This window comes from Variovorax sp. GW821-FHT09D04, from assembly GCF_059416405.1.
In genome coordinates, this window is the sequence record NZ_JBWKPA010000018.1 from 1 (window position 1) to 24470 (window position 24470).

Below are 24470 nucleotides of genomic sequence, written 5' to 3' on the forward strand. Positions count from 1 at the left end.
GTCCCCTTCCCTTCTGCGTCAGCGGCAAAATCACCGTCCTTCGGTCCGTTGCCACCTTCGGCGCCTGACTGCTGCGAGGACTCGCCACCCTCAGGCGAAGCGCCTGGCTCTGGGCCACTACCGCTTCCTTCGCCGCCAGAAGAGGCAGAGCTGGAGCCTGCGGCGGCCATCGAGCCGCCGGAATCCCCCATCGCTGCGCCGAACGGCGTGCTTGAACTGGAGGACGAAGCGCTATCCCCCGATGCTCCGCCACTTGCACCCGGCATCGAGCTCACGCCTGTATCACTGCGGCTGGCTGTGCCGCCTGCCTTCATTGCGGCCGAAACCGCTGACCCCCATCCAGCCGCGCCCGTCGCACCAGACATGGCAGCGCTGACGGCGCCGGCGGCGGCCGCGCCCGCGACGGCCCCTGCGGCCATCATCGCGCCCCCACCTACGCCCATGGAAGAAGCTGCTCCGATGCTCCCGCCTGATGCGATCCCGGCAATCAGCGGTGGAATTTTGTTCGTGAGAAGAAGAAGCGCGAGCGCAGCAATCAGCATGACCCCGATTTCTTTTAAAGAAAAAGTGGTCATGCGGGCGTAATACTCTTCAATGACAGATTGACCGATGCCGACAATTAGAACCATCCCCATCAAAGACCCCGCGACGGCAAGAACGGTCTTGTAATAGTTGATGGCGATATCGGAAGTCCAGCGAGAGCCGCCAAATCCAAGAAAGAAAATTCCGGCGTATGCGAGGATCCACCCGGACACAAGCAGGACAACCATGTTGATTGCAACCCACGCCAGAACCCCGAGGATGACGGCTGCCATAAGCATGCCGAAGAGGCTCGCAGGAATATCACTCAGGCTGGAATTGGAAATTACCTTGTCGAAAATTTGAAAGCCCACATCGACAATCCCAGAGGGTGTCAGACCTGCTGTTCCCGACGCATCTCCACCAAGCTTTTTCAGTGAGTTGAGAATTGCTGTTGCAATGGCGGGTGCGTTGGTTAGCATCCAAAAGAAAAAGCCTGTGAAAACGAAAAAGCGAATCAGCTCGACAAAGAACTCGCTGAGATCCGCTTTCCGAATCATCATCAGGCCAAAAGTCCAAACCATTGAGATAAGGGCAAGCGACCAAAAGAGGAAGGTTGCCGCGCGCGTGATGACGCCTGCCCATTTGGAGGCGGCAGCCTGAAAGCGGTCAGTAACATCGTCCAGGACACCTGTTTGAGTTTGCGCGTGAGCTTCAAACGCCAACATCAGAAGGATGACGATGAGCATCAGCGCCACTGGCCGCGATCGGGTTGCAAGTTGCATATCGAACTCTCGTCAGTACGTTTTGTTTGGGCCGTAGGTGAAACTGCCAGCGGTTGCGCACGCAGTTCCAAACTCCCGCTTCTTCTCGATTGGGACTGGCAGAGCCCTTATTGCTTCGGGAGCGCAATTCGTGCTGTTCACTTCAGGCATCGCAAATGACGGAGCCTTGTCGCAAGCGACAAGGCTCAAAACGAATGTGCTCGCTACGGCGACGGTAAATCTTTTCACGCTGCGCCTTTAGTAGGTCTTTTTGGTCCCGTATGTATAGGAGCCGCCAAATGCTTTGCTGTCGGCAGCGGCCTTCATGGCCTCTTGATCAGCCAAAGCTTGCTGCCTTGTCGCCACCGAGTTTTGCTGCGCAACAAGCAGCCCACGGATCTGCAGCATTTGATTTGCGGAGGCGCTGGCGAGTTGGTTCGCGTAGCCAAGCGCCTGCATTTGGCCGTCAGCACCCTTCGCCGCCGACTGCAGTCTTTCAAGGGTCCGGGCATCGGTGATCAATGCATCCTGCTGCTTGTCCAAGCCTTTAAAAAGTGCGTCATTCGCCTTTTTTTGCGATTCGCTTTGATTCCTCTGTTGAACCGCAAGCAGCGCTTCACGCGTAGCGTTGTCGCATCCAGTGCTCGTAAAGCACGGGGAGGACTTGTAATAGTCGACGTCCTGGAATTTAGAAAGATATGCGTCCAGACTGCCGAGCTTTTGCTTGTAATAGTTCAGCGTATCAATTGCTTGCCGCAATGACGTCATCGTCGATTGGGCTTGCTCCCAAATTTCCTGCGTCGGTCGCGCAGTATTTTTCAGCTGGTTCTCATATTGCTGCAGCTGCGTCTGGTATTGCTGGACCTGCTTGTTGTACTGCTCGACCTGTTTCGCGGTCTGCATGATGCTTTCCATCGCTGTCATCAGATTCTGAGCAAGATTCCCACCGTCGATCACCGGAATACCGGAATACGCGGGGGTAAACGCAAAAAGGCAGACAAGGAAAAGACCTGCTGCTTTAGCGGCTAAATTCCTGAGGTGGGTGGTCATCGAGAGCTCCTTTCGGGGGTTAGTAGTCGAAAGATGAATAGGGCTTCAAGAAGGCGAGATCCTTGGTCACGATCACGTTGAAGCGAAATCCGGGGCGGATTTCAAGAGTCGGAGAGACGTTCAGGTTCTTGGCGATCATTTGCGACATGACCAGGCCAAGCTGCTGGCCTAGCGCTTCGCTAAGCGCGCTGCCAGCGGTAGGCCGATTGCCGTTTCCGTTCGCCTGGTTCTGGCTTTGGTTCTGGTTTTGGCTGTAGCTGACGCCAGCTACCACTCCGGACATCAGGAGCGCTGAACCGAAGACACGGAAGAAATGGTTGTCGACCTTGTCGTTCAGGCCGCCGTAGCCTGCGCTGTCCGCTCCTGGCATGGAGCCAATGTCCAGCGCCTTACCATCAGGAAAGACGATGCGCTGCCACGCGACGAGAACTCGCGATTGGCCGAAAGCCGCGTCACTTGCATACGCCCCGACCAAACGCGATCCTTGCGGCACCAGCTTGTACTTGCCGGTCGCGGTGTCGTACACGTCTTGGGAAACCTGTGCCACGATTTGCCCAGGAAGCTCCGAATTGATCCCAGAAATCAGCGTGGCAGGAATGATGTACCCCGCCCGCAATTCATAAGGGGTGCGTGGGTTTTGCAATTCGGATCCCAATCGCCACCGATCACCGCCCGCGCTGTCGAACTGACTGATGTCGTTGGTGCGCTTCATTGCCGGAGGCGCATTCATCGCGGCCAAGGCAGCCATCGGACTGCCTTGGGCTCCACCTGCGCTGGCAGGAAGCAATCCAGCTCCTTGGAGTTGAGCCATCCGTGCGCGGTATGCGGTGGTTGGATCGTTGCTCAGAGCCGCCATGCGTGCCGCTGCCTCTTCGCGAGTTCTGGGTGCAGGCAGTGCAGACCCGGCTGAAGCATCGCTGCGGGTCTGGGCTCCTTCAATGCGCGGCTTTGCCTTTGCCGCAGCCTCCAGCCTTGCCATCCTGAGCGTCCGAAGCCGTTCGGCGAGCTCATCAACTGGCGCCGGTATCCCTTGGGGGCCCACACCGGGTGGAAGGGGCATTGCTCCCAGGGGCATCGGAGGCGGTTCCGGCTTCTTGGTCTGAACGATGCCGTCCATGCGATCGCCAATGATGTCCTTGGCTGACTGGGTGGCATCACCAGCCTTTTCCACCGGTTTGGTCACTTCCTGTGACCGTGCGGAACGATCCCAGGCGACCATCACCATGACCATCAAGAAGATGCACAGCGCACCGAGCATGAACATCATCGGCATGTTGTTCACCCGCCGCACACCTGCATTTTTTTCGTTCACCTTGCCGGGCGACGAATCGGGGGACAGTAAATCTGCGTTGCTCATAGCTATGTGACTCCTTTTCCTTCCTGCTAGTATATCGGCCGGTTTCGTTATATCGAAGAAAGAGGCTCCATTTTGCCCCTTTCCTCAGTTGTTTTCACGCCCAGTCGGTCGCGAAGGAAAAAGGGAACATGACGCTTGCACTTCCAGGTTGTTTGGTGGCTCAGCCGGAGGCACCCACGGCACGTCGAGCACTCGTGGTGGGCGGCTTGGCCGCCCTCGCAGGGATCCTTCCCAGAAAGTCCAAGGCTCAAGGCAGTGCAGCCACACCAACGGGGGCGGATCCTTCGTTCTGGCTTCAGCCGCGGGCAGTCGTGGTGCGCAACACCAACACGGGTCAACGTGGTGAATTCGTCTACTGGCGCGACGGGAAATACGTCATGGACGAGTACTACGCCCTGTGCGCTCTTGGGCTCGACCATCACGAAAACAAGGCGGTGCAGATGGACCCGCAGGTCTTTGACCTGATGTATGGCACCCAGGCTTGGTACTTCGCCGCCGAGCGCAAGCGCACGGAGCACGAGTTGACCTCCGCGTACCGGACCCTATCGACGAATCGTGCCGTAGGCGGTGCCCCGGGCGGCTTGCACCCAAAGGGACGCGCTGCTGACGGCCGACTCCGAGGTGTCAGCGTCTCGGTCTATGCAGCCATGCTCTTGAGCTTCAAAGCCGGAGGAGTTGGTCTCTACAAGAACCACGTGCATTGGGACGTCGGTCGCGCACCGACGTTCTGGCGCGGCGGCAAGGTCGAGAGCTGATCTGTGTTCGGCATCCCTGCCCAAGTGCTGGTTTCCGTCTGGGCATTGGCGATCGCGTGCTCCGCCCACGGCCAGCAGCAGGAGCAGCCAGCTCAAACCGGCGACAGCTGTCTCCAAAGCGCAGCGCGTTATCACGGTGTCAATCCGCTGATCCTCCGGGCCATCGTCTTCCACGAGTCACGCGACAAGCCGAACCTGGTGCTTCGCAACAAAAACGGGTCTGAAGACCTAGGTCTCGCTGGCCTGAACACCGTCCATTTGCCCGAATTGGCCCGCTACGGCATCCGCCGCGAGCACTTGCTCGATGGCTGCGTCAACGTGTACGTCGCGGCCTGGCATCTCGGGAAACAAGTCAGGCAATACGGGAACACATGGACGGCAGTCGGCACGTACCACAGCAAAACGCCGGCCCATCGCGACCGATATGCGAAGCAGATCTATGAGGTGCTGCAATCGTGGCGTGCCGCACCATAGGAATGCCCGGTGCAGCGCAGCTCGCGACGCGAAGCTTTGCCCATGGCTTGCGACTCCAACTAATCGTCCTTTTGCGTCAGCAGAGAACCGAATGGAATGTCCAGGACGATGCACGAAGCAACCCACGTCCACAGGGCTGGTGTCCCCCTCCCCGATTCGAGGGCTTGGTACGAAGGGATCGAGACACCAATCAGAGCCGCCACATCTTTTTGAAAAAGGTTGCGGGCCTTTCGTGCAGCCCTGAGCCTGTGGCCGAGCTGCTTCACAACGAGATCAACATCGGAGGTGCGACTTGCTTCTTTTCTAGCCATCAGGAAGACCTTTTGAAGTTCATCGAAGCTTTACGTGATAGCAATTGTATTTGCTACGACTCCATGGGAAAATGTCCCCACTTCTCGCAACTTGGCCACGAGCGGCCGCCTAGATTTTTGGAGAGATCAGTATGACTCGCAACAACAAACTCAAGTCGTTCCTGGCACTTTCGCTGCTGGCACTGATGGGCGGAGCTACGTCTGTTCATGCGTCGACGGTGAAGGAGTGGAACCTGAAGGTTCAGCCAGGGAGCTTGGTCCGCAGCTCCGACATGATCGGCTTGCGCAATGGTCTGACTGAAGGCAGCGTCAAACTGTTCCAGGACGGCGCCGGCGCGTATAGCGTACGCATGGTGGGAACGACTGTGAATTCGTGCCTGAACGTCGAAGTCGACGCGCGAGTCGAGACGAGCACGGAGACTACGTTGATCGTTCCCGCGAAGCGTTTTCCGAGCTGCCCTGAGCTGCGATTTGTGATCAAGAACGACGGCAGTGGCGGCACGGTTCAGACCAACGTTGGCCGACGTGGTGCTGTGGCCTGGCAGACCGACGAGGACCATGACTACGATCTCACTCCTCGGTAATCCGCATCGTTTCTCTGCCGGGGCACTTTCTCCCCCACCCTCCTCGTCTCGGCAGTTTCAAGGCCTCCTTACCGGAGGCTTTTTTTTTGGCCACACCAATAGCCGCGGCTCGAACGCCTCCTGACACGGCGTCAAGAATGCGACAGCACAAAAAAAGGGGCCGAAGCCCCTCTGAATCACCGGGAAAGGCTATTCGCCCTGGCCCGGTGAGTTCTGGCCCCTGGAGATGTAGTAGGGGCCTGTGCCCGCAGGGCAGTCCGCATAGCCGTCGGGACCTGGATAGCCGCGTAAGCAGAGGCCTGATCCAGTAGCGCCGCCCCAGTGCGAGAAGTAGAACGTACCAGCAACGCTGCCGTAGACAAGCCAGTTAGCAGTGCCAGCTGCTGAATCAGCAGCTTGCCTTGCACCACGCGCTTCGTTGTAGGCCGTGTTGGCGTAGTTCCAGGCGCCGTCAACCCGAGAGTTGGCGTAGTTTGCGATGTTCGTCGCGTTGTTGCCGATGTTCACGGCGTTGTTGATGTTGTTGTTGATCGTTGCTTGATCGATCGCAACAACAGCGCGGCGTCCCGAGTCAGCCGAGTTCGCAGGAAGGCTTTGGGCGAATGCCCCTCCGGCGAATGAGACTGTCAGCAGCGCTAGCGCGATGACTCGCACGGCAGTTGCTCTCGTCTTTTTCATTTGAAGATCTCCATGATGTGTTGAGGGAATAGATGGCTTGTGGGATTGTTCTGGTTCGTCGACCTCCCTTTCTTTTCATCAAACGACGTTGCAATAGATCTGCAAGATCGCACTCGCCGCAGGAGAGGCCGACAACGCGCCGCCGGCACCATTGGTGAGCTGCACCAACCAGCTGCCTCCCTGATCGATCGTGAATCGCGCAAACCCGCCATCAGAGCTGGATTCGACCTTCGCCTCGAGGAAAGGAATCGGCACATTTGTTTGACCAGGTGCAGCAGCGCAAGTCGGCTTGGCCACCACTGATCCGTGAGTGACTTCATAGGCGGTGACAAAGGTCAGGTGCGTGGTGATGTCCTGGATCCGGAACCAACGCAGGCCCCCACCGGTCGGATTGGCGCGGCAAACGCTCGTCGTCGATCCGGCACCTATCAGCGGAATTTGATAGCCCAGGGCGCCTGCTCTTGTGCACGCTGCGCCTGGTGTTGCAGGTGGCAGGAAATCGAGCATCAGGTTCCAGGTGCCGTTGAAGCAGTACAGCTGGCGCCCTTGCACGTCTACGGCGCCTTGCCCGTTGACCGGGCATGACCCTCCGGCCGATGCCACCACAGCCAGTGGCGTCCATACAGAGTTCGAACACATGACGCCTGTTGGGTCCACACTCGAGCGTCCAACAGCACCAGGTTCGCTGCAGGCCGTCCCAGGCATGTACGTCCCCGTGGGGATCAGGCGATTGCCGGCGACCTGGCCGGAAGTTTTCACCGCCGCCTCGACGCCGCCGCCGCCACGAGAGAGCAGCGCGAAATTGCCATTGGCTCCGGTGAAGCTGGCCGGTGCGTCCGATGTGAGAACGTTGCCACTCGAGACGACGTCGACGGCACGAATGCCCCCTGCGTAGCCGGCCGGAAGGTCATTCGGATCTAGACAGTTGAATCCGCCTCGTCCGTCAGGCTGCAGCTTGATGCAGTTGTTGACGTCGATCGTGCCCGTCGTCTTCAACGTGTTGTTGACGGTCACGGGACCGGTGAAGGTCGAAGACCCACCGATTGAGAGATTTTGTCGAACGGTCAGATTGCCTTGGAAGTTGGGATCGCGTGGATCGTTGATCACCAGGAAGCGACCAAACCCGCTCGCTCCGAAGCCCACACGGGCACCAACGACCCCTTCGGAGGCTCCCAGAGGGTTCGGCATGGTCATGCCGTTAATGCCCACCAGGTTGCCCGAATTCGTGGACAGCGCCACCAAGACGTCGCCACCGACCTTGTCGATGATGGCCCCGACCGGAACACCGGCAATGTTCGTTGTCCCGGGTTTCCGGATCGGCTGGTCGATGTAGACCGCGCCGGCGATGTTGCAAGCAACACCAACACAGCCTGCAGGCACAGCCGAAAGAACAACGCGATAAACCCCGCTGTTCAACTGTGCGACTGCCGTGGTGCCGGCAGGCAGGTACTGCATCGCGATGAGGTTGGCGATCGTGGGCGCCAGCGTTTGGCCGTTTGCAGAGCCAGGAGCCAGCGTCGTCCCCGCCTTAGTGACCGGAAGGGAGGATTGCAGCGATGGATAGTTTTCCATCGTGTAGTTGTTGACGGCATCCTTGATCAAATTCAGGACGTCGCCCTGAAGCCGCCCGCTCGTGATGCGCTGCTCGAGCTGCCTCGCTTCAATCTGGCCGGCTGTGATGATGGCAACAACCACCAAGGCAAGCAGAACAGACAGGAGAGAAAACCCCGACTGCCTTGCCCTGCCCTGCGTTGCTTTGAGTTTTTTCATAGGTCCAACCAGAATGAAGCGATTGAGGAAGCCGTTTACTGGCCGCGGCCGAAAGCGATGTTCAGCGCAACGGTCGGAGTTGCATCGCAAGCGGTGGCCAGCGTTGCGATCACGACTGGCAGATCGTTCGGCTTCACCGTCGTAGCGCCGACGGCGATGCGGCGAGCAAGGCCAGCACTGCCGAGGACGAGGTCTTGGCAGTCTTCACGGTTCACGGACGCATAGCCCAGCACCAGCGCATCGTTGGCCGTCGTGATCGTGGCCGGGGTGAAGGTGATCGCACCGTTGTAGCGGTTCTGGGCCGTGGTCGTACCGGTCACACGGAGTCGTTCGGGCACGACACCGGACTGCACGGCAATTGCCGTCGTGACGGCGCCGTACTGGTTCGTGTTGCCGAAGAGCTTTTGCGAGCCGGCGATCATGGCTGCGATCTCGGCTTGGGCGGCTTCGATACGGGCTTTCCGTTGCGAGTCGGTGTACTGGTTGTAGACCACGGCCACAACTGCAGCAGCGATCACCAGGCCAAGAAGAACGGAAATGATGCTGATGCCGCGCTGGCGCGAGGCCCCACCGCGAAGAGTTCCGGCGCGGCGGAGGGATTGAACTGCAAGCTTCGTTTTCGAGAACATTTGGAAAGACTCCACGAGGTTAAAAAAGGGGACGATTCCCCGACTGACAAAAAATTTAGTGTTGCGATTTGCGCTGCATCACTCGAGAAGGTTCGGCTTCACGAGACAGAGCGGATGCGATCGTCATGGTCCCGATCGAGAGGACGACTGCGATCGACACGAAGAACCCGGTGAGCGACCAGTTCACCGTCTTTGCTGAGACGCCAACGCGCTTCTCGAGGGAGGCGATTTCGTTGGATCCAAGGGTCACGAGGGCGGTGGCGAAGTCGCTGTTGGCGACCAGCAGACTTGCCAATCGGGCGCGAACAGACGGAGGCATCAGGCCGCGGCCGAAAGCGCCGGAGTAGTCGGTGGGGTTGTCCTGGATGGAACGAAGGATCAACGTGAGATGCCAGCGAAGCCAGGGACTCGCGGTCGCACGCATGGCCTCCAACGCTTCGCGCATGGACTTCCCGGAGCGGAACATCATCGACATCGACGTCAGCACGACCGCAGCGTTGTAGTCGCGGTACAGCGAGAAGGCAGGCCAAGCTTCAACGCGCAGCCGCAGGCGTCCAGTCCATCGCGGGAGCATGAAGATGAAGACGGTGATCGCGATGACAGTCGCAATGCCAATGGCCGCGGCATAGGCGTTGATGCTCTCTGCCAGCCAACGCACGAAGCCGTTGAATCCGAGCCAAACCTCTGCAGGCGAATCCTTGGCGATGCCGGCGACGATCTCGGACGTGATGATGCACAGCGCACCAACGATGGGGATGGCCACAAGAGGAACCACCAGCTCAACACCGATGGTCTTCATCGTTCGCAACTGGAACTCGACAGCTTCAGCACTCACTTCGAGCGCTTCGACCTTTTTATTTCCTGCGTCGTCAACCGATCGCATCAGCATTTGATCCGACGCCGGCGCTATGCCACGCATGAGCTCAGACAGCGACTTTCCCTGTCCGCTGGCCAGCCGCGAGGACAGAGCTTGATAGACCCGCAGTGCGGTACCGTCCTTCAACATCCTTGCGTTCGAGGTTTGGACTTCCAGGAAGTCCCGGATAGCGACCTTCCGCTTCAATGCATCAGCGAGGTCACGATAGAACTGCGGCCTCTCGAACGACCAGAGAAAACAGTAGAACTTGAAGATGATGCGACTGATGTTCATCGTTGGCCTTGCGTGGCTTTGAACCGGTTCTTGATTTCGTGCTTCGACATGAAGCGAGGCCAGGCGTCGAAGTGCGAGCAGTAGCGAGCGTCGACCAGGCCGTGCAGTGCCTTGTGCAACGTGTGCTCGAAAACTGTTCTTCCTGTCATGTCGGGATCGAGCAAGTCGTTTCCGGCGTAGCTGCGATACACCTCAACTGCATCGGTATCGCGCTCTTCACGAATTGCCTTCAGCCAGTCCTCGTCAGGCATGTGCATCTCAGCGACGACGGTCTGCCCGTATGTCCCTCGTCCGTTGCATGACGCACAACCGTTGGGGCGCTTCCAACGCAGAAGGCTAGGGTCCAGCCCAAGCTTCCTCACGTCGCCGAGGATCTGGGCGATGCGCCGATCACCCTGAACGTCCTGGATGCTCAAACGACAGTGCGGGCAAAGCAGTGGGACAAGGGCCTGATACACGAGCAGCGTCAGCATGTTCGGAGCTGTGAGCACCGAGCGCGTCATTCCGATTTCAGGATTGACAAGGCGCGGGACGATCCCAGACAACAGATGGGCATGAACGGTGCCCATGGCCATGTGCCCCGTCTCCGCCAACTGTTGCGCCGCGTTTGCAGAAAACTTGTCACGAACCTCGCCGACCAAGACCTGGTCGGGATCGAGCCGCATAAAGGCGGACATCACTTCCGCATAGCGTTTGGCGGATTCCTCCGGGTTGGAAAGGTCCCGCTGGATCGGGTATTGGTGCGCCCCGCGGATGGGGTACTCCACTGGATCCTCGATCGTCAGAACATTGTTGTTCGGTGTCGCAGGATTCAATTCGATGTAGCTCTTGATCGTCGTCGACTTGCCTGATCCCGTAACGCCGGCGACGGCAATCATTCCGCTGGGCGTTTCCATCGAGCGGTGCCACAGGTCGATGTGTGACGGCGAGTACCCGAGTTGTTCGAAAGTCTTGGTTGGCTGGTCTTCTCCAACATGGAGCAAACGGAGCACAGACTTCGGACCTTCATTCCCTTTCACTGACTGAAATCGCAGCTTCAAAGCGTGGCCAGGGATCTCCCTGTACGAAATCATGCAGTACAGGTTTTTCTCTGGGTCGAAGAGCGAATCGGATCCAGACTTCTTGTCCAGATCGTTGTTGTAGAGGGACGTCATGCAGTCTTGAATGAACGCCGCTGGATAGCGGCCTCCATTCGCTCTGCGCATCGGCTCGAGTTCGCTGTCAACACGAAAGCGAAGCATGCCGTTCGAACCCTGGGTCTCCATGTGGATGTCGGTTGCCCGGTTTTCGAATGCGTACAGGACCCAGTCATCGGCTGCTGCCATGTACGGACTCTTTGACCTGGTGCTCCGTGCTGATGCCTCGGATTTGCCGCCTGCCACATAGATGTCTTTAATGACAGTTGTTGGGGCAATCGCGGTCTCCACCTTGTAGGCCTTGCTGAGCAAGGTTCCTTTGATGGACTCCAGACTGGTTGGCTCGAGATCTGCGTGGACGATGATGGCGGCACGACCGTACTGCTCAATCACGACGACACGATCACGATCTGCATCAGCCAACTTGATCACAGGGGGATCGCCATTCGTCATCAACCCAACGAACCGTGGCACGTCTGCATAGGTCTGATACAGGTTCAGGATCGATGGTCCGTTGGCGGCATCGCCGACCACACTGCCGAGCTCAAGGGTCTGTTGACCGAGACCGTCTGCACCTTGCAATGGAACCGGATCGCGTCGTGCTGGCGGTGGCGCTTTTGCTGCCTCGGTGTGAGCGCCTTGGCGTGGCGACGAACGATCGTGCGCCGGCTTCTGGCGGGTGGAGAACCATCCCATGATCAGATCGCTTCGCCGAGGACCAGGACGCGCTGTCCACAGCGTGCCTTTTCCCGAACATCTTCGACTGTGCAAGGCTTTGACAGCACAAGGCCGCGCTGATCGATCGCCGTGATGCGGTGCCCGTAGATCTGCATGCCGACGAGTGCCAGTGCAAGGCCCTGGCCAGAGGCCAGCTCGGCAACCCACGCGCCATTGCGTGCATAGAGGGCGTGCAAGGCGATCTTCGGACGAGCCGCAATGGCTGCCCGTTTCGCTGCTGCTTTGGCATCAGCATCAGAGACCTTGGGCGCTTCGGACGGAGCGCTCTTGGCTGCAGCAGCAGCCTCGGCGTCGGAGAGATCTTTCTGACTTTTCAGCAGCTCTGCTTGCTGCTTGCCACGTTGGGCGGACGCCAGCTCGCCAAGGGTCTGCGCTCCCGCTGCACTGGCCGCGACAAGCGCAGCGCAAGCGACTACGAATGGAAGGACGCGGATGCGCTTAGTTGTTGGTGACATAGTAATTTCCAGACAGACGCCCTTTGGCGCGCGAAAGAGGTTCTTGCTTCACATCGCCGACGTCGATGCTCCAGGCGGTCCAATTGACGTTGGTAGGCGCCGTCACGACGGCCTCGATGAGCTGGGGCAAAGAGATCGAGTCGATGTCGAATTTCCCGGTGGCCAAGGCCTCCGGATGTTTGAAGGTGGCGGGGACACCCTCTGCCTGCGGCCAGAGCTGCTGCGGTGTGAGCTGGATCGACAGGCCTGCAACCAGCCAGTCCTGCAGCTTCGACGCCTCCGGGCCCTGCACAAAGGCCGTCATAGGCGGGAGCTGAGTTGTCGGATCCAGCTTTGCGTTCTCGAGCTTCTGGTCCCAGGTCATCCTGGCTTCGTTCAGGTTGATCACGTCCGCCGGCGTCAGCTTGAGGAACGGAACCGCCTTCATCAAACCTTCGAAGGTGCCAGTGGTTCGTGCGTAGACGACCTCGCATCCGATCCTTGCTGTGCACCCGATTCGCGTCGCGTTCCAGCCAGGCGGGGTCAGAGGTACACGCATCGCGTAGTCAACACCGGCTTTTATGGAATCCCGATGGATGCCGACTTCCTGGCGAGCTGCAGCTAGCGCGTTGAGGTACTTCGGAATTGGGTCAGCCTCGCGTTGGCGCTCGAGGGCTTCAAGCCGCTCTTTCTCCTTTTTGAGGTGAAGCCAGTACTGCACGCCGGCGAGAGCACTCGCGGCGATGAGAACCAGTACCGTCATCTTGACGACGTCGACCGGGATCGCCTTGATCGCCGAGCGCTTGTCGGCACTTCGGGCGATCTTTTCAAGGAGGTCATCGCGGTCGAGTGCGCCCGGAAATGTCACCAGGTCGTCACTGAAGACCGAGGTATCGTCTCCAAGGTAGGACTTGACGAGCTCGAATGCGGTGCCGCTGTCCTTGGCAACGGTGTCGAGCATCGGCAGGCCGTCGATGACGACGACGACCGCGAAAACGTCGTCGGAGATCCGCACACAGAGGACCGACTTCTCGTGATCTGCAGTCCAGTTCGCGAATGCCGCGGCCAGAGAGTGGGCCCCGCGAGGCAGTGACGTGCCTTCCGTGGGCACGACGAAACCGACCTTGGTGCGAGTCACGAGTGAGGTCTTGCCCCCCTTCCCTGTGACTTCCTCCTGCTTTGTCGCTGCAGCACGAGCTGCATGCTTCGTGCCCAGGAACTCGCTCGCGGCGTCACGGACGTGCGAGTCGAGTTTTGCCGCCTTTGATTCGGCGGGTAGCAAGCGCCATTCGAGGGCGGCCATCAAGACCGGCTTGCCCCCAGGCGCTGTGAAAACAACGATGCTGGCCATGCTGTGAGTTCGGCTTTAGAGCTGCACAGCCCGCACGACGATCAGGAAGTCCTCGCGGGTGTAGCCCGCCGTGCGGCTACCACCAGCAGCGATCGGCATACCATCCGCAAGGGTTCGGGTGCCGCCCGATGAGAGGCGGCGAGAGAGCCCGGTCACGACCATCAGCTCGCCGGGGTTCAATCGCACCGTGGTCTGGTCATCGGTACCCGAGGTCACTGGCACCTGGACGCGTTGGAAGGTTTGGCCGGTGCCGGCCGTCACTTCGAAGAGGCTCAGCAATTCGGTCAGCGAAATGCCGAACTTCAGCAAGATGGCGCCGTTGTCCAAGATTGCCGGCTGCACCATGAACTTGTCGCCGGTGACGATGGACGAAGTCTTGAGGCCAGGAGCGCCCGAGCCAACCGACGAAGCCGTAGCCGGGGTGGTTTCCGACAAGTAGCCGTCGCTCTTCAGGTTCGTCTTGCGAGCCCACTGCCGATTCAGCGCGATCATCGAGACGGGCCGGTACTGGGCGGTGTCGCTCAGGTCATGGAGCATCTTGAGCATGGCCGAGCTGCCGCCGAAGCGGCGCTGCGAGTCGGATCCCGGCGTGCCTTCTGCGGGCGCCAGAATCGTGTAGCTCAGGTTGCCGCCAAGATTTCCGCCGAGGGACGTGGGCGACTTGATGGCCGCGCCCCAGGTCTTGGCCACGTTGTTCATGACCAAGGACCAGTCGACGCCGCGTTCGTCCGTGTTCTTCGTCGTGACGGAATAGATGTCGAACTGAATGTGCGCCTGACGCATCATCGACGCGTCTTCATGCTTGAGCACTTCGCGAACGCGGCTCATCACGTCGCGCGTCGCCGTGACTGTGAAGCGGCCAGAGCCTTCGCTCAGGAGAACGTCACCGCCCGACGGCTTCACCATGGCCTCGATCGACTTGCGCAACGATTCGAGGATCGCGATCTTCCCGGACTCGTTGACGTCCATCGCCGTGTTGGCACCGCCGCTGTTGCCTTCGCTCCCGGCCTGGCCTTGCGTGGTGCTGCCGATCGTCATCTTGAAGTCTTGCGACCCCACGAATGCCGAGAGTTCGAAGTTTTCGGTGATGTACCGCTCGATGACCACTGCGCCGTCGCGATAGGACCAGCTCAGGTTGAGGCGTCCCGTGACGTGATCGAGAAAGGAGGTCAAGGAGCCGTTCCACTGCATGTCGACGCTGTTCACGTCGGTGACGGCCTGGCGGAAATTCGGCTGAAATGGGTTTTGACCCGGTGCTGCAGCGGTAGGCATGCCAGGCGGCAGGGGCGTGAGCGGCGAAGCGCCCGCGGCCGGGCCCGGGCCCTTACCACTGGGCAGCGGAAGCGGCGGGGGCAGCGCTGCACCAGGAAGGGGTGCAATACCAATCGGCTGGGTGGCGCTGTTGTCGCCGGCGGGGCCGCCGCCAGGCTGTGCTGCGTAGACGTCGGATTTCACGCGCACAGGGACGTTCGTCATGCGCGCAAGCCGCTCGGCAATGACCGCAATCGAAACACGGCCACCGTTCGCCCGATCGTCGAAGTTCATCTTGAACGACTCCGAGAAGATCGGCGGCAGCACTTCATCGCTTTGCACCGCCATCATTCGCGCGCCAATCCATGCGCGCTTTGCGCGTCGCGCGACGGGCATGTTTTGGACATATGCCGCCTTGGCGTCTGCGTAGCTCGGGGAACCCACAGAGCTGTCCCCGAACGCCATCGGCTCTTGACGCGTGCCACGATTCACGGCGGATGCCTGATCGCGCACAACCGCGCCCTCCTTGAAAACCTGCCCGGAGGCCGCGCAGCCGGCAAGAACGATCAGGCCACCGCAAGACAGGGCGAAACGACCGATAAGAGAAGTGTTGCTGTTCATTTGCATTCCTGGGTTTGTTCGCCTTTGCGCGTGATGCGCGCCAACGGGGGGGTGTTCGGGTAGAAGCAGACTTCGAGGGGATAGCTGCTCAGCGCGATACCGGGCGACGACAGCTGCGCTTCGATCGCCTCCTCGAAGGTGCCGGTGAAGGTGTCAGGGGCTTCGACCATCACGTGCTTCTGGGCGTCCCAGCGAACCTTCCAGCCCGCCGGGCCTGCCCATCTTTGGAAGGTGTTGGCCAGGTTGACGTCTCTGGTTTCGACGCTCCAGCGCTGGCTGGTGCCGGCCGTCGCGGCTACTGCGCCGGCCTTGCTTTTGACGCCGATCTCCATCGCCCTCGAGGAGCTACCGAGCACGATGTCGGGTTCGTCTTGGGCGGTGCCCTTCTTCGCTGCCGGCGCGGCAAGTGCTGCGGCGGATGCAACCAGCATCGCAATGCCGATTGCCAAGGTCGTTGATGCCTGTTTCATTGGGGACTCCATGGGTTCGTGTGTGAATTGATTCAGGTGCGGTGCACTACTCGCCGGCTGCAGTCAGGTCGTAGACCCGCAGCACCGTCCCGTTCTCGAGGAAGCGAAATCCCAACGGGGCATCCAAGGCATCGAACTTCGCCGCGAGCTGGCCAAGTGCCTGTTTGAAGCTGCCCGAATACGTGCCGCGCATCGCTTCGCCGATATCCAGGTTGCGGGCACTTTCCCATTGGAGTTGGATGCCACCAGCGGTCGCCCATCTCGAAACAACATCGCGCAACGTGGGCTCTGCTTCCACGGCCCAGCTCGAGGGCGCTGCAACCGGGGCCGTTGCAATAGCAGCTGGCCCGGAATTCGTGGTCGCGATCGTTGGGGTTGGTACGGCCGCCGTAACTGCGGCCGTGCGAGGTGCCTCCTGCGCCGCTTCAGTTTTGGCTGGTGCGATGGGTGCCGCGGGCTTTTCCGTAGACACCGAAGCGGTTTGCACCGGACTCGCAGTCAGCTGTTGAGACTTCGGTGTTGCCGGCGCATCAACGAACTCGACCTTCGAAGAGCGGGACACCGGCACGTACGCAGGAGGCTCTACACCCCCTTCGGCGATCCTCCTGGTCCATGCACCTGCAGGCCGCAGCTCGCCGGCGCTGGACACGTAGGCGCGGGTCATCTGCACACTGCCCACACCAACAAGAAGCCGATAGAGGCCAGCTGCAGGCTGGTCGACGACATAGGTCACCTCGAGGGAGCCGTCGTCCTGGTGGCGACCACGACCATTCGATTCGGAGACCACCATCGCGTAGCCGCTGAGACGAAGAATGGAGTTCAGGCGTTTGCCGAAAGCGTCGTCACCTTGGCGTAGAGCGAATTCCGAAGTCGCCGGTGGATAGGTCCCGCGCAGTAGATCGCCGGCTTCATTTGCAAGAGCTACCCCCACTTCGGGGGAAGTCACCGCAAAGGTGTTTGCGGGAACGACCGGAGGTTTGCTTGCGCAACCAACCATCGTCAGCATTGCCAGAGCCAGAGCGGCCCCAGCCACCAGGCGGAATGCAGGGAGGGATTGAGATTTCGGGTTCATCTCACTTCCCGCGCTGGATGGTCACTCGATCCTGGCTCGACCCCACGCCGGCAATCAGGATGGCCTTGTCAAAGATGGAATCAACGATGTAGCGGTTGCCCTGGACCCGGTAATTCACCATCACGGTTTCGTCGTCCGAGAACAGCCCACCTTCCTTGCGCACCACAAGCAACGTCGGAGCTTCGGTCTGCGACATGGCTTGAGGCATCTGCAGGATCGTCTTGCGGCCGTCGTTGAAGACCCGCACGGGCTTCCAGGAAGCCGATCCACTGAGCGTGTAGTCGAAGCTCAGATCGCCCAGGTATTCGCCAGTGCCGGGGATCGTGGCGTCGCGTCGCTCCTTGACCTCGCGGTTCTTCAGCGCTTCCCACTTGGCCATCGCATCCTCTGGGTAGCTGAATGCAACCCTCGGCATGAAGTCGGTGCGATGGGAGCGCAACCGAAGGTGATACGTGCGACGGCTGGTCGTCACCACCAGAGAAGTCTCGAGGCCTACGTCCTGAGGTTTGATGATCAGGTGCTGAACCTCATTGGGGCCACTGCCCGAAATTGCCGGCTCAACCGACCAGCGCTCCTGATCGCCGATCTGCAGCGAGTTGACCTGCTCGCCGGCCTGCAGCTCGACGTCGCAAACCTGCAGCACCGCGCAGACGATGCTGGGTTGCGAGACACCGAACGCAAAGCGAACGGCGCCGCCGTTGCCCCCGACAGGAAGGCTTGCCGACGATCCACCTTCCTGCCACTTCTTGCCGATGGCAATGGCCGCGAGCTCGCGCTCGGAGAGCGCAGGGTTCGGATTGGTGAAAAACTGCTCGGCAGCGAGATCGGACTTCGGAGGCTCGACCTTGGCAACCCGCTTTCGCTCAACACCAGCGATGCGCGGCGCTGGAGTTTTAGCAGCTAAAGCGGGGGTCGCCGCGACGGCAACGGGCTGTGCAACAACCACGGTTGTTGGCGCCGGAGTCGCCGGTGCTGCGACCGGCACCGCCGGCGGTGTCGGCGGCAGGAGGTCTGCAGGCGGAGGAGCTGCAGAAGCGAGAAGAGGCAGAAGAGCTGCAGCAAGCGCAATTGTTCGGATGCGTGTGGTCATGGGCTGTCCTAGAGTTGTTTCGACCAGGAGAAGTCGCGAACAAAAATCAGCAACGGGTTGTCCCGCAGCTGCTCTTGTGTGGTCTTGGAAGTAGCGGGCACCGTGAAGATCGTCACGAGCGCACGCATGCGAACGGGCTGGCTCTTGGAAACTCCGGTCAGGTCCCGTGTCGTCTCCGTCCAGTCGACCTGCCAGGTCGTCGGTGTTTGGGGCAGGACAGAAGTAATTTCTGTGCTGACGGCTTCGTTCTCGGCACGCTTGAACGGACTCGACAACGGGGTCCCGTTCAGCCATTCCGTCATCTTGTTCGTGGCAGGCTCATTCGGGGCCAGGTGCGCGTAGATGCGGAACACAGCCTTGCGCTGCAGCGCAATGTCAGGCGTGACCATGCGGGCATCCTCGATGAAGGTACGCACAGTTCTTTCGATCACCCGCGGATCTGCGGGCCCAGCACGATCCACGATCACGGGAACGCCCAGGTTGCCGAGGTTGTCGCGTTCGATCACGTATGGAACGAACTTCGATTGCTGCGCGACGTAAATCAAGCCACCAACAGAGGCGACGACGATCATGAGACACAAGATCCCGATCACCTGCCACATCTGCCGTGACGAAACGATGCTGCCGGTATGGCTGTTCCATGCACGCCGGCCGTTCAGGTAAGGGTTCGTCGACTGCGCGTAGTCGAGCCCTTCAAGCTCGTCTGCGTCTGCACGACGCTTCTTGAAAAAAATCATGCTGCTGCTCCGCTGTAGTCATTCAGGTCGAGGTTTTTGAGACGCAACCACTCTTCGACCCAGCCTTCTCCGTGCCGCTGCTCGAGTGCATTGATTGCTTGAATGGAGTCCTTGTCGGTGCTACCGATAAAGGCCAATGCGAGGGGGCCCAAAGCGAGGTCATAGAGACGACGACCGCGCTCCGAAACGCAGTAGTAGTGCCGCTTCGGGATGGCTTCGGCAAGGATGTCGATCTGCCTCTTGTTAAGGCCCATTCGCTGGTAGAGAGCCGACATGTCGGGATCCCGCGCGAAGGCATTCGGCAGGAAGACCTTCACCGCGGTGGATTCGACGATCACATCCAAGATGCCGGATTCAGACGCGTCCGTAAGGCTCTGGGTTGCCATGACAACCGCGCAGTTGGCCTTGCGCATCGTCTTCAGCCATTCACGGATCTTTTCCCGGAAGACCGGGTGGCCGAGCATCAGCCAAGCCTCGTCCAGCACAATCACTGCAGGCTGACCGTGCAATGACCGCTCGATGCGTCGGAAGAGATAGAGCAAAACAGGAAGGGCATATTTCTCGCCCATGCCCATCAGTTCTTCGATCTCGAATACCGTGAAGTCGGACAACGCGAGGCCATCTTCTTCGGCATCCAGAAGCATGCCCATCTGCCCATCGGCTGTGTACACCTCGAGCGCTTCGCGGATCTTCGCGTCCTGAACGATCGTGACCAGGCCGGACAACGTATGCGTGCCGTCCCTGTGCATCTGGAGTAGAGCCTTGCCGACCTCGGTGCGCTGACTCGGAGTCGTGGCCAAACCATTCAGCGCCAGCATGGTGTCGATCCATTCCATCGCCCAGGCTCGATCGCCCTTGGTTTCGAGGTATTGGAGGGGCGCGAAGTTGAGCTTTTCACCGTCAGAAGCGACGCTGAAATGCAGGCCACTGACACCACGCGTTTTCGCGCGGATGGCTGCGGCCAAGGGATAGAGCGACTTGCCCTTGTCGAACGCGAAGATCTGCATGCCACGGTAGCGGCGCAGCTGGGCGACGATCAATCCCAGCTTGGTGGACTTGCCAGCCCCTGTCGGCCCGAAGAGGAAGGTGTGACCCACATCGCGCACGTGCAGGTTGAACCGGAAGGGCGTGGACCCGTGGGTGATGCAATGCATCAACGGCGGCGCCGCTGGCGGGTACATCGGGTTGGGTGCGAACTTCTCCCCTACCCAGATCGTGCTGGTGGGCAGCAGCTGTGCGAGGTTGAAGGTGTTCAGCAGCGGCCGACGAACGTTCTCGACACCGTGACCGGGCAAGCTGCCGAGAAAGGCATCCACGGTGTTGATGGTCTCGATCCGCGCAGTGAATCCCAGTGCGTTCACCGCCTTCTCGAACTGCAAGGCGCTCTTGGCCAGGCGCGCGCGGTCCTCATCGAGCAGCACCACAACGCTCGTGTAGTAGCCCTGGGCCACCACGCCGCTGTTGACCTCTGCAATCGCGGCTTCGGCGTCCTGGACCATGGACAGCGCGTCCTGGTCCACTGCACTGTTGTTCGTGTTGAAAATCTGATCGAAGAAGCCGCGGACCTTCTGCTTCCACTTCTTCCGGTACTTTTCCAGGTGGGAAACGGATTCATGGAGGTCCATGAAGATGAAGCGGGTGGACCAACGGTATTCGTTTTGGAGTTCACCAAGCGCAGTCAGGATCCCGGGATGCGATTCCATCGGGAAGCCTTCCAGTGCGACCACCTGGACGAACTTCTTGCCGATCTTGGGAACCACGCCCGTCCACATCTCTTGCCCACCAATGAGGGCATCGATGTACATGGGAGTGCTTGGAAGCTGAACCGGATGATTCAGACCCGTCGCGCAGAATTGAAGCCACCTCAGAAAATCGTCATGGGTGACTTCGGCGCCCTCCTCCGTCGCGAGCTTGTGCCCGTGCAAGCGCTCAAGCTTGACTGCCGCAGAAAGCCGCGATTCGATGCTGGTGATCTCACGCTTGAACGCATCGATCAGCCCTTGCGTCCGTGCTCTTTGATCGGGGATCTTCTGGTCGTCATCGAACATCAGTTCGATGAATTTCCGCTCAGCAAGCATCGGCGGAAAGTAGGTGACGGTGATGACGAAGTTGCCTTCGTACATGGTCCCCAGGCTCTCGAAATGCCGCCTGCGTTCTTCGTCCATCGCATCCGTGACCGGATCAGGAAAGAAGGACTGTGAACGCGCTGAATAGCGCGGTGCGGCACGCCGTACCGCGTCAACATGAATCATCCAGCCGCTGCCCAGGCCTACGAGCGCTTGGTTGATGCGGGCTGCAACCAGGTTGCGCTGCTCCGCAGTCGCTGATGCGTTGTCGTCGCCGGCGAAGCTCCAGGCCGCCATGAAGGAGCCGTTTTTTCCGACGATGACGCCGTCATCGACGACTGCCGCATAGTTCAGCAGGTCTGCAAATGCAGCGTCTTTCTGACGATGCTTCGCCAGCTTCCGATCGTGGTTCATTTCGAAAATTCGAAGGACCAGAACGAGCACCAGCAAGACACCGAGCACTGCGGTTGCGATGGTCAGCACGGTGATCATGAATACTGCTTTCCTTGCGCGGCTGTGTTTTCGCGAAACGGTGACGACCGAGCTGGGTAGTACGGGGAGTACCTGCGGTGGCGCAGGTACACATGCCGCATGCGGGGGTCCGACTTCGCCATCAGTCGGAACACATAGAGGGCGGCAAACCAGAGGAGCAGCCCGACCACCGTAGCGCGCACTTCTGCAGCTGCGAAGATCAAGGCGAAGGCCATGACGCCGGACATCATCACGAGCTCGCGATCCCCGCCCATGAAGAGGTTCGTACGGTTGCCGGCCCGACGAATCGGGATCCTGTTGAGCTCTTCAGCCATGCTCAGCTCGCTGCAATGTTCAGCAGCACTTCGGCCGGCGAAACGTTGGCGATCACGGCGCCAGTGCCAGTGACGGCAGCGAGCGTGTTTTGCGCGGCGATCACGAATGCGAGGACCAGGACGATGAAGACGAGGGTCTTCATGAAGCCGTTCATGTCGCCACCGAAGATCAGCATTGCGCCGGCAGCGACGATGGCCACGATCGAGATCGTGAATGCCACGGGCCCCGTGATCGACGAGCGAATCTTGGTCAGCCACTCCTCGTAGGGAAGGCCGCCGCCGGAGCCAGCCGCCGCATGCGCGGCGGAGGGCAAGAGGAGAAGTCCAGCAAGCAGCGCAAGCGCTGTGAACATGAAGAGGATGTTGGTGCTCTGACGGTTTTGAGTTGCGATCTGCATGGTTTCTCCTAGAGGTTGCGGGTGATGTAGTTGCCGTTTTCGAAGCCGTCGATCGCGAGAATTGCTTCCACGCGACGACTGCGATTGGCAGTGCGGGTGATGTGAACGACGACGTGAACCGCCTCGGCAATGAGGGGTTCAATCGCGGCAGGGGCCGAGGGGTTTCTGCTGATGAGGGAACCGAGGCGGCTCAAGCCCGCCTCAGGGCTGTTTGCGTGAAGGGTGCCTGCGCCGCCCTCGTGTCCCGTGTTCCATGCGTCGACAAGGTCGAGCGCCGTCCCGTCTCGCACCTCACCAATGAGGATGCGGTCGGGCCGCATGCGCAGCGTCTTCTTGACCAGGTCGGCCAATGAAATGCTGGTGGTGCTGTAGTACTGGACCTTGTTCTCTGCCGTGCATTGCAGCTCGGCCGTGTCTTCGATCGTGACGAAACGCTCGTGCGGGTTGTTGGCAACCATGTCCGCGATCAACGCGTTGATCAGCGTCGTCTTGCCACTACCGGTGCCGCCGATCACCAGGATGTTCCGGTGGTCTTTGACGGCCGCGTGAAGTGCCGCCGCTTGCGCGGCGGTCATGATTTCCTTCTCGACGTATTGCGCGAGCGAGAAGACAGCACTCGCCTTCTTCCGAATCGCGAAGGTGACTTCGCTCACGATGGGCGGCAACTGGCCCGCGAAACGCGAACCATCCAGCGGCCATTCGCATTCCAACGTCGGCTTTTCTCGCGTGACGACTTCGTCGTGGAACGATGCAACCGTTTTGAGAATGCCTTGCGCCTGAACGCTGCGGATCTTCCCGATCGGCTTCATCGCTTCACCAAGCCGTTCCTGCCAGAGACGGCCATCGGCATTGAGCATGACTTCGACAGTCAGCGGGTCGCGCAAGGCGGCCAGCAGCACTTCGCCGCAATCTCGCTCGAGCTTCTGCTTCGCCCTTCGTTTGACAGTCGAGCCGTCATCGTCCTGATCTTCCACTTCGCCCTCCGACATATCCGCCGCGGCGCCACTTCAGCGCCTCGGCATCGAATATATCGAATCTTAAGGGATCGGGATGAATTTCGATAAAGACGATGTAGATTTTTCGCGGGAACGCGACATATGGCCTTGCCGGGAGCGGCCAGACTGCCTATGGCAAAAACGTCAAGGCGAAAAAAAGAGCGCCGTAGCGCTCTCAGGTGCGACGAATGCCGCGAGGGGAATGGGGAGTCAGGCTGTCAGCGCTTGACCTTCTGCCGAGCAAGCCGTCCCCACTGTCTGACCTGGTAGGCCTGATAGGACGGAAGCACCGCGCAGACGCGCTCGAAGCCGGATGGCAAGCTCTTCTTGCCTCCTATCCCCGGATCCAGCTCGAGGAGTGTTTCATCGTCCAGGTCCGTCATCTCTAAAAGATGGGGCAGAGGCGTTTCAAGTGCCTGCGCAATGTTCTGCATGATCTTCAACGAAGGATTTGCCTTCCCGTTTGTCAGGTCAGACAGGAATGAAATCGAGATCTGCGCAGCGTCGGCGAGCTCCTGCTTTGTCATCCCGCGTTCATCCAGGATGCGCAGAACGTTGGTGTAGAAGATGTGGATATACACAGGTCAGGGTCGCCGATTGGGAAAATTTAGCCGCTAAATTGCTTGACGTTGAGGCCGGATTAGCTACTCTGTCAGTCCCTTAAACATCCGAAATATCGAATCATGGGTATCAACAATTTCACAATTTCCGGCAATCTTACTCGCGACCCACTGTTGAAAACCACCGAAAGTGGTAAGTCGATCGTCACGCTCGATGTCGCCTCCAACTACCAGTGGACCGACGGCCAGGGTCAGAAACAGGAACGCGTCACCTATTTCCATGTGAAGGACTTCGGCAAGGCTGCAGAGAACCACGCACAGTACCTGCAGAAGGGGAACCGCGTGGTGATCCTGGGCCACATGCAGAACAACCAGTACGAGAAAAACGGCGAGACGGTCTACGAGATGGATTTCATCGCTGACCAGGTGGAGTACCCGCCGAGGAACTAAGTGCGGCGTCCGGTTTCGCGGCTACATCGACGGGGGCATGTGCCCTCGTTTTCATTTCTTGGCGTCCAACACTGCAGTCAGGACGTCCCCGGCTGACGCCGGTCGCGCTGTCGTGCTTCGCATCGAGCCGGCGCTTCGCTTGTCTCGCCCCCTTCGGGCTTCCATCGTCCCCTCCCCTTCGGTCGGCTGACGCCTCCGCGCGTCCCGCGCTGCGCACTGCGTTTGCCGATGACCAGGCACGCCTGCGGCGTGCA

Annotated in this window: 26 protein-coding genes; 4 read left to right on the forward strand and 22 right to left on the reverse strand. The window is 59.8% G+C overall.

Annotation, left to right across the window (positions count from 1 at the left end):
- From trbL to AC07O4_RS30685, 4 genes are all read right to left on the reverse strand, one after another.
- Positions 1–1304 (reverse strand): P-type conjugative transfer protein TrbL (gene trbL, locus AC07O4_RS30670; protein ID WP_495306501.1); only part of this gene is annotated, 1304 nt, incomplete at its 3' end.
- Positions 1305–1316: 12 nt separating this feature from the next.
- Positions 1317–1532 carry an entry exclusion lipoprotein TrbK gene (gene trbK / locus AC07O4_RS30675; protein WP_495306502.1) on the reverse strand — a complete coding sequence of 72 codons (216 nt, stop codon included), beginning with the start codon at positions 1530–1532 and terminating at the stop codon, positions 1317–1319.
- Between the two features lie 9 nt (positions 1533–1541).
- Positions 1542–2333 (reverse strand): P-type conjugative transfer protein TrbJ, encoded by a 792-nt coding sequence (gene trbJ / locus AC07O4_RS30680; protein WP_495306503.1) that lies wholly within the window; start codon positions 2331–2333, stop codon positions 1542–1544.
- A 19-nt stretch (positions 2334–2352) separates the two neighbouring features.
- Positions 2353–3690: a TrbI/VirB10 family protein gene (locus AC07O4_RS30685; protein ID WP_495306504.1), complete on the reverse strand. Its 1338-nt coding sequence runs from the start codon at positions 3688–3690 to the stop codon at positions 2353–2355.
- 128 nt (positions 3691–3818) lie between these two features.
- Between AC07O4_RS30685 and AC07O4_RS30690 the strand changes: the two genes are divergently transcribed.
- Together AC07O4_RS30690 and AC07O4_RS30695 are read left to right on the forward strand one after the other, a co-directional pair.
- The gene (locus tag AC07O4_RS30690; protein ID WP_495306505.1) at positions 3819–4445 is read left to right on the forward strand and encodes a YcbK family protein; all 627 of its coding nucleotides are present in this window, start codon (positions 3819–3821) and stop codon (positions 4443–4445) included.
- 3 nt (positions 4446–4448) lie between these two features.
- Positions 4449–4919: a lytic transglycosylase domain-containing protein gene (locus AC07O4_RS30695; RefSeq protein WP_495306506.1), complete on the forward strand. Its 471-nt coding sequence runs from the start codon at positions 4449–4451 to the stop codon at positions 4917–4919.
- Positions 4920–4978: 59 nt separating this feature from the next.
- On the opposite strand, the gene AC07O4_RS30700 is transcribed toward AC07O4_RS30695, so the two are convergent.
- On the reverse strand, positions 4979–5230 hold the full coding sequence (locus tag AC07O4_RS30700) for a helix-turn-helix domain-containing protein (protein ID WP_495306507.1): 252 nt from the start codon (positions 5228–5230) through the stop codon (positions 4979–4981).
- A 131-nt stretch (positions 5231–5361) separates the two neighbouring features.
- Here AC07O4_RS30700 and AC07O4_RS30705 point away from each other — a divergent pair, with 131 nt between their 5' ends.
- On the forward strand, positions 5362–5814 hold the full coding sequence (locus AC07O4_RS30705) for a hypothetical protein (RefSeq protein ID WP_495306508.1): 453 nt from the start codon (positions 5362–5364) through the stop codon (positions 5812–5814).
- A gap of 189 nt (positions 5815–6003) precedes the next feature.
- On the opposite strand, the gene AC07O4_RS30710 is transcribed toward AC07O4_RS30705, so the two are convergent.
- The 17 genes from AC07O4_RS30710 to AC07O4_RS30790 all read right to left on the reverse strand — a co-directional run bounded on the left by AC07O4_RS30710 (position 6004) and on the right by AC07O4_RS30790 (position 23787).
- Positions 6004–6492 carry a hypothetical protein gene (locus tag AC07O4_RS30710; RefSeq protein ID WP_495306509.1) on the reverse strand — a complete coding sequence of 163 codons (489 nt, stop codon included), beginning with the start codon at positions 6490–6492 and terminating at the stop codon, positions 6004–6006.
- A 78-nt stretch (positions 6493–6570) separates the two neighbouring features.
- Complete coding sequence (locus AC07O4_RS30715) at positions 6571–8262, reverse strand: hypothetical protein (protein ID WP_495306510.1); 1692 nt, start codon at positions 8260–8262, stop codon at positions 6571–6573.
- Positions 8263–8297: 35 nt separating this feature from the next.
- Positions 8298–8891, reverse strand: a complete 594-nt coding sequence (locus tag AC07O4_RS30720; protein ID WP_495306511.1) for a type 4 pilus major pilin — start codon at positions 8889–8891, stop codon at positions 8298–8300.
- Between the two features lie 55 nt (positions 8892–8946).
- The gene (locus tag AC07O4_RS30725; protein ID WP_495306512.1) at positions 8947–10041 is read right to left on the reverse strand and encodes a hypothetical protein; all 1095 of its coding nucleotides are present in this window, start codon (positions 10039–10041) and stop codon (positions 8947–8949) included.
- A complete protein-coding gene (locus tag AC07O4_RS30730; RefSeq protein ID WP_495306513.1) occupies positions 10038–11873 on the reverse strand; it encodes a GspE/PulE family protein in 1836 nt (611 codons plus the stop codon). Before AC07O4_RS30730 ends, AC07O4_RS30725 begins: the two co-directional genes overlap by 4 nt.
- Before the next feature lie 2 nt (positions 11874–11875).
- On the reverse strand, positions 11876–12370 hold the full coding sequence (locus AC07O4_RS30735; RefSeq protein ID WP_495306514.1) for a hypothetical protein: 495 nt from the start codon (positions 12368–12370) through the stop codon (positions 11876–11878).
- Positions 12354–13700: a hypothetical protein gene (locus tag AC07O4_RS30740; RefSeq protein ID WP_495306515.1), complete on the reverse strand. Its 1347-nt coding sequence runs from the start codon at positions 13698–13700 to the stop codon at positions 12354–12356. Before AC07O4_RS30740 ends, AC07O4_RS30735 begins: the two co-directional genes overlap by 17 nt.
- Before the next feature lie 15 nt (positions 13701–13715).
- Positions 13716–15572 (reverse strand): hypothetical protein, encoded by a 1857-nt coding sequence (locus AC07O4_RS30745; RefSeq protein ID WP_495306516.1) that lies wholly within the window; start codon positions 15570–15572, stop codon positions 13716–13718.
- The gene (locus AC07O4_RS30750; RefSeq protein ID WP_495306517.1) at positions 15569–16042 is read right to left on the reverse strand and encodes a toxin co-regulated pilus biosynthesis Q family protein; all 474 of its coding nucleotides are present in this window, start codon (positions 16040–16042) and stop codon (positions 15569–15571) included. Before AC07O4_RS30750 ends, AC07O4_RS30745 begins: the two co-directional genes overlap by 4 nt.
- A gap of 46 nt (positions 16043–16088) precedes the next feature.
- Positions 16089–17114, reverse strand: a complete 1026-nt coding sequence (locus AC07O4_RS30755; protein WP_495306518.1) for a conjugal transfer lipoprotein TrbH — start codon at positions 17112–17114, stop codon at positions 16089–16091.
- 1 nt (position 17115) lies between these two features.
- Complete coding sequence (gene trbG / locus AC07O4_RS30760; protein ID WP_495306519.1) at positions 17116–18204, reverse strand: P-type conjugative transfer protein TrbG; 1089 nt, start codon at positions 18202–18204, stop codon at positions 17116–17118.
- An 8-nt stretch (positions 18205–18212) separates the two neighbouring features.
- Positions 18213–18941, reverse strand: a complete 729-nt coding sequence (locus AC07O4_RS30765; protein ID WP_495306520.1) for a VirB8/TrbF family protein — start codon at positions 18939–18941, stop codon at positions 18213–18215.
- Positions 18938–21499: a VirB4 family type IV secretion/conjugal transfer ATPase gene (locus AC07O4_RS30770; RefSeq protein ID WP_495306521.1), complete on the reverse strand. Its 2562-nt coding sequence runs from the start codon at positions 21497–21499 to the stop codon at positions 18938–18940. The genes AC07O4_RS30765 and AC07O4_RS30770 overlap by 4 nt, the downstream gene beginning before the upstream one ends.
- A complete protein-coding gene (locus AC07O4_RS30775) occupies positions 21496–21813 on the reverse strand; it encodes a conjugal transfer protein TrbD (RefSeq protein ID WP_495306522.1) in 318 nt (105 codons plus the stop codon). The genes AC07O4_RS30770 and AC07O4_RS30775 overlap by 4 nt, the downstream gene beginning before the upstream one ends.
- 2 nt (positions 21814–21815) lie before the next feature.
- The gene (locus AC07O4_RS30780) at positions 21816–22211 is read right to left on the reverse strand and encodes a TrbC/VirB2 family protein (RefSeq protein ID WP_495306523.1); all 396 of its coding nucleotides are present in this window, start codon (positions 22209–22211) and stop codon (positions 21816–21818) included.
- A gap of 8 nt (positions 22212–22219) precedes the next feature.
- Entirely contained in the window at positions 22220–23185 is a 966-nt protein-coding gene (gene trbB, locus AC07O4_RS30785; RefSeq protein ID WP_495306524.1) for a P-type conjugative transfer ATPase TrbB, read from the reverse strand.
- Positions 23186–23424: 239 nt separating this feature from the next.
- On the reverse strand, positions 23425–23787 hold the full coding sequence (locus AC07O4_RS30790) for a transcriptional regulator (RefSeq protein ID WP_495306525.1): 363 nt from the start codon (positions 23785–23787) through the stop codon (positions 23425–23427).
- Positions 23788–23889: 102 nt separating this feature from the next.
- Between AC07O4_RS30790 and AC07O4_RS30795 the strand changes: the two genes are divergently transcribed.
- Complete coding sequence (locus AC07O4_RS30795) at positions 23890–24216, forward strand: single-stranded DNA-binding protein (RefSeq protein WP_495306526.1); 327 nt, start codon at positions 23890–23892, stop codon at positions 24214–24216.
- Positions 24217–24470 lie beyond the last annotated feature (254 nt).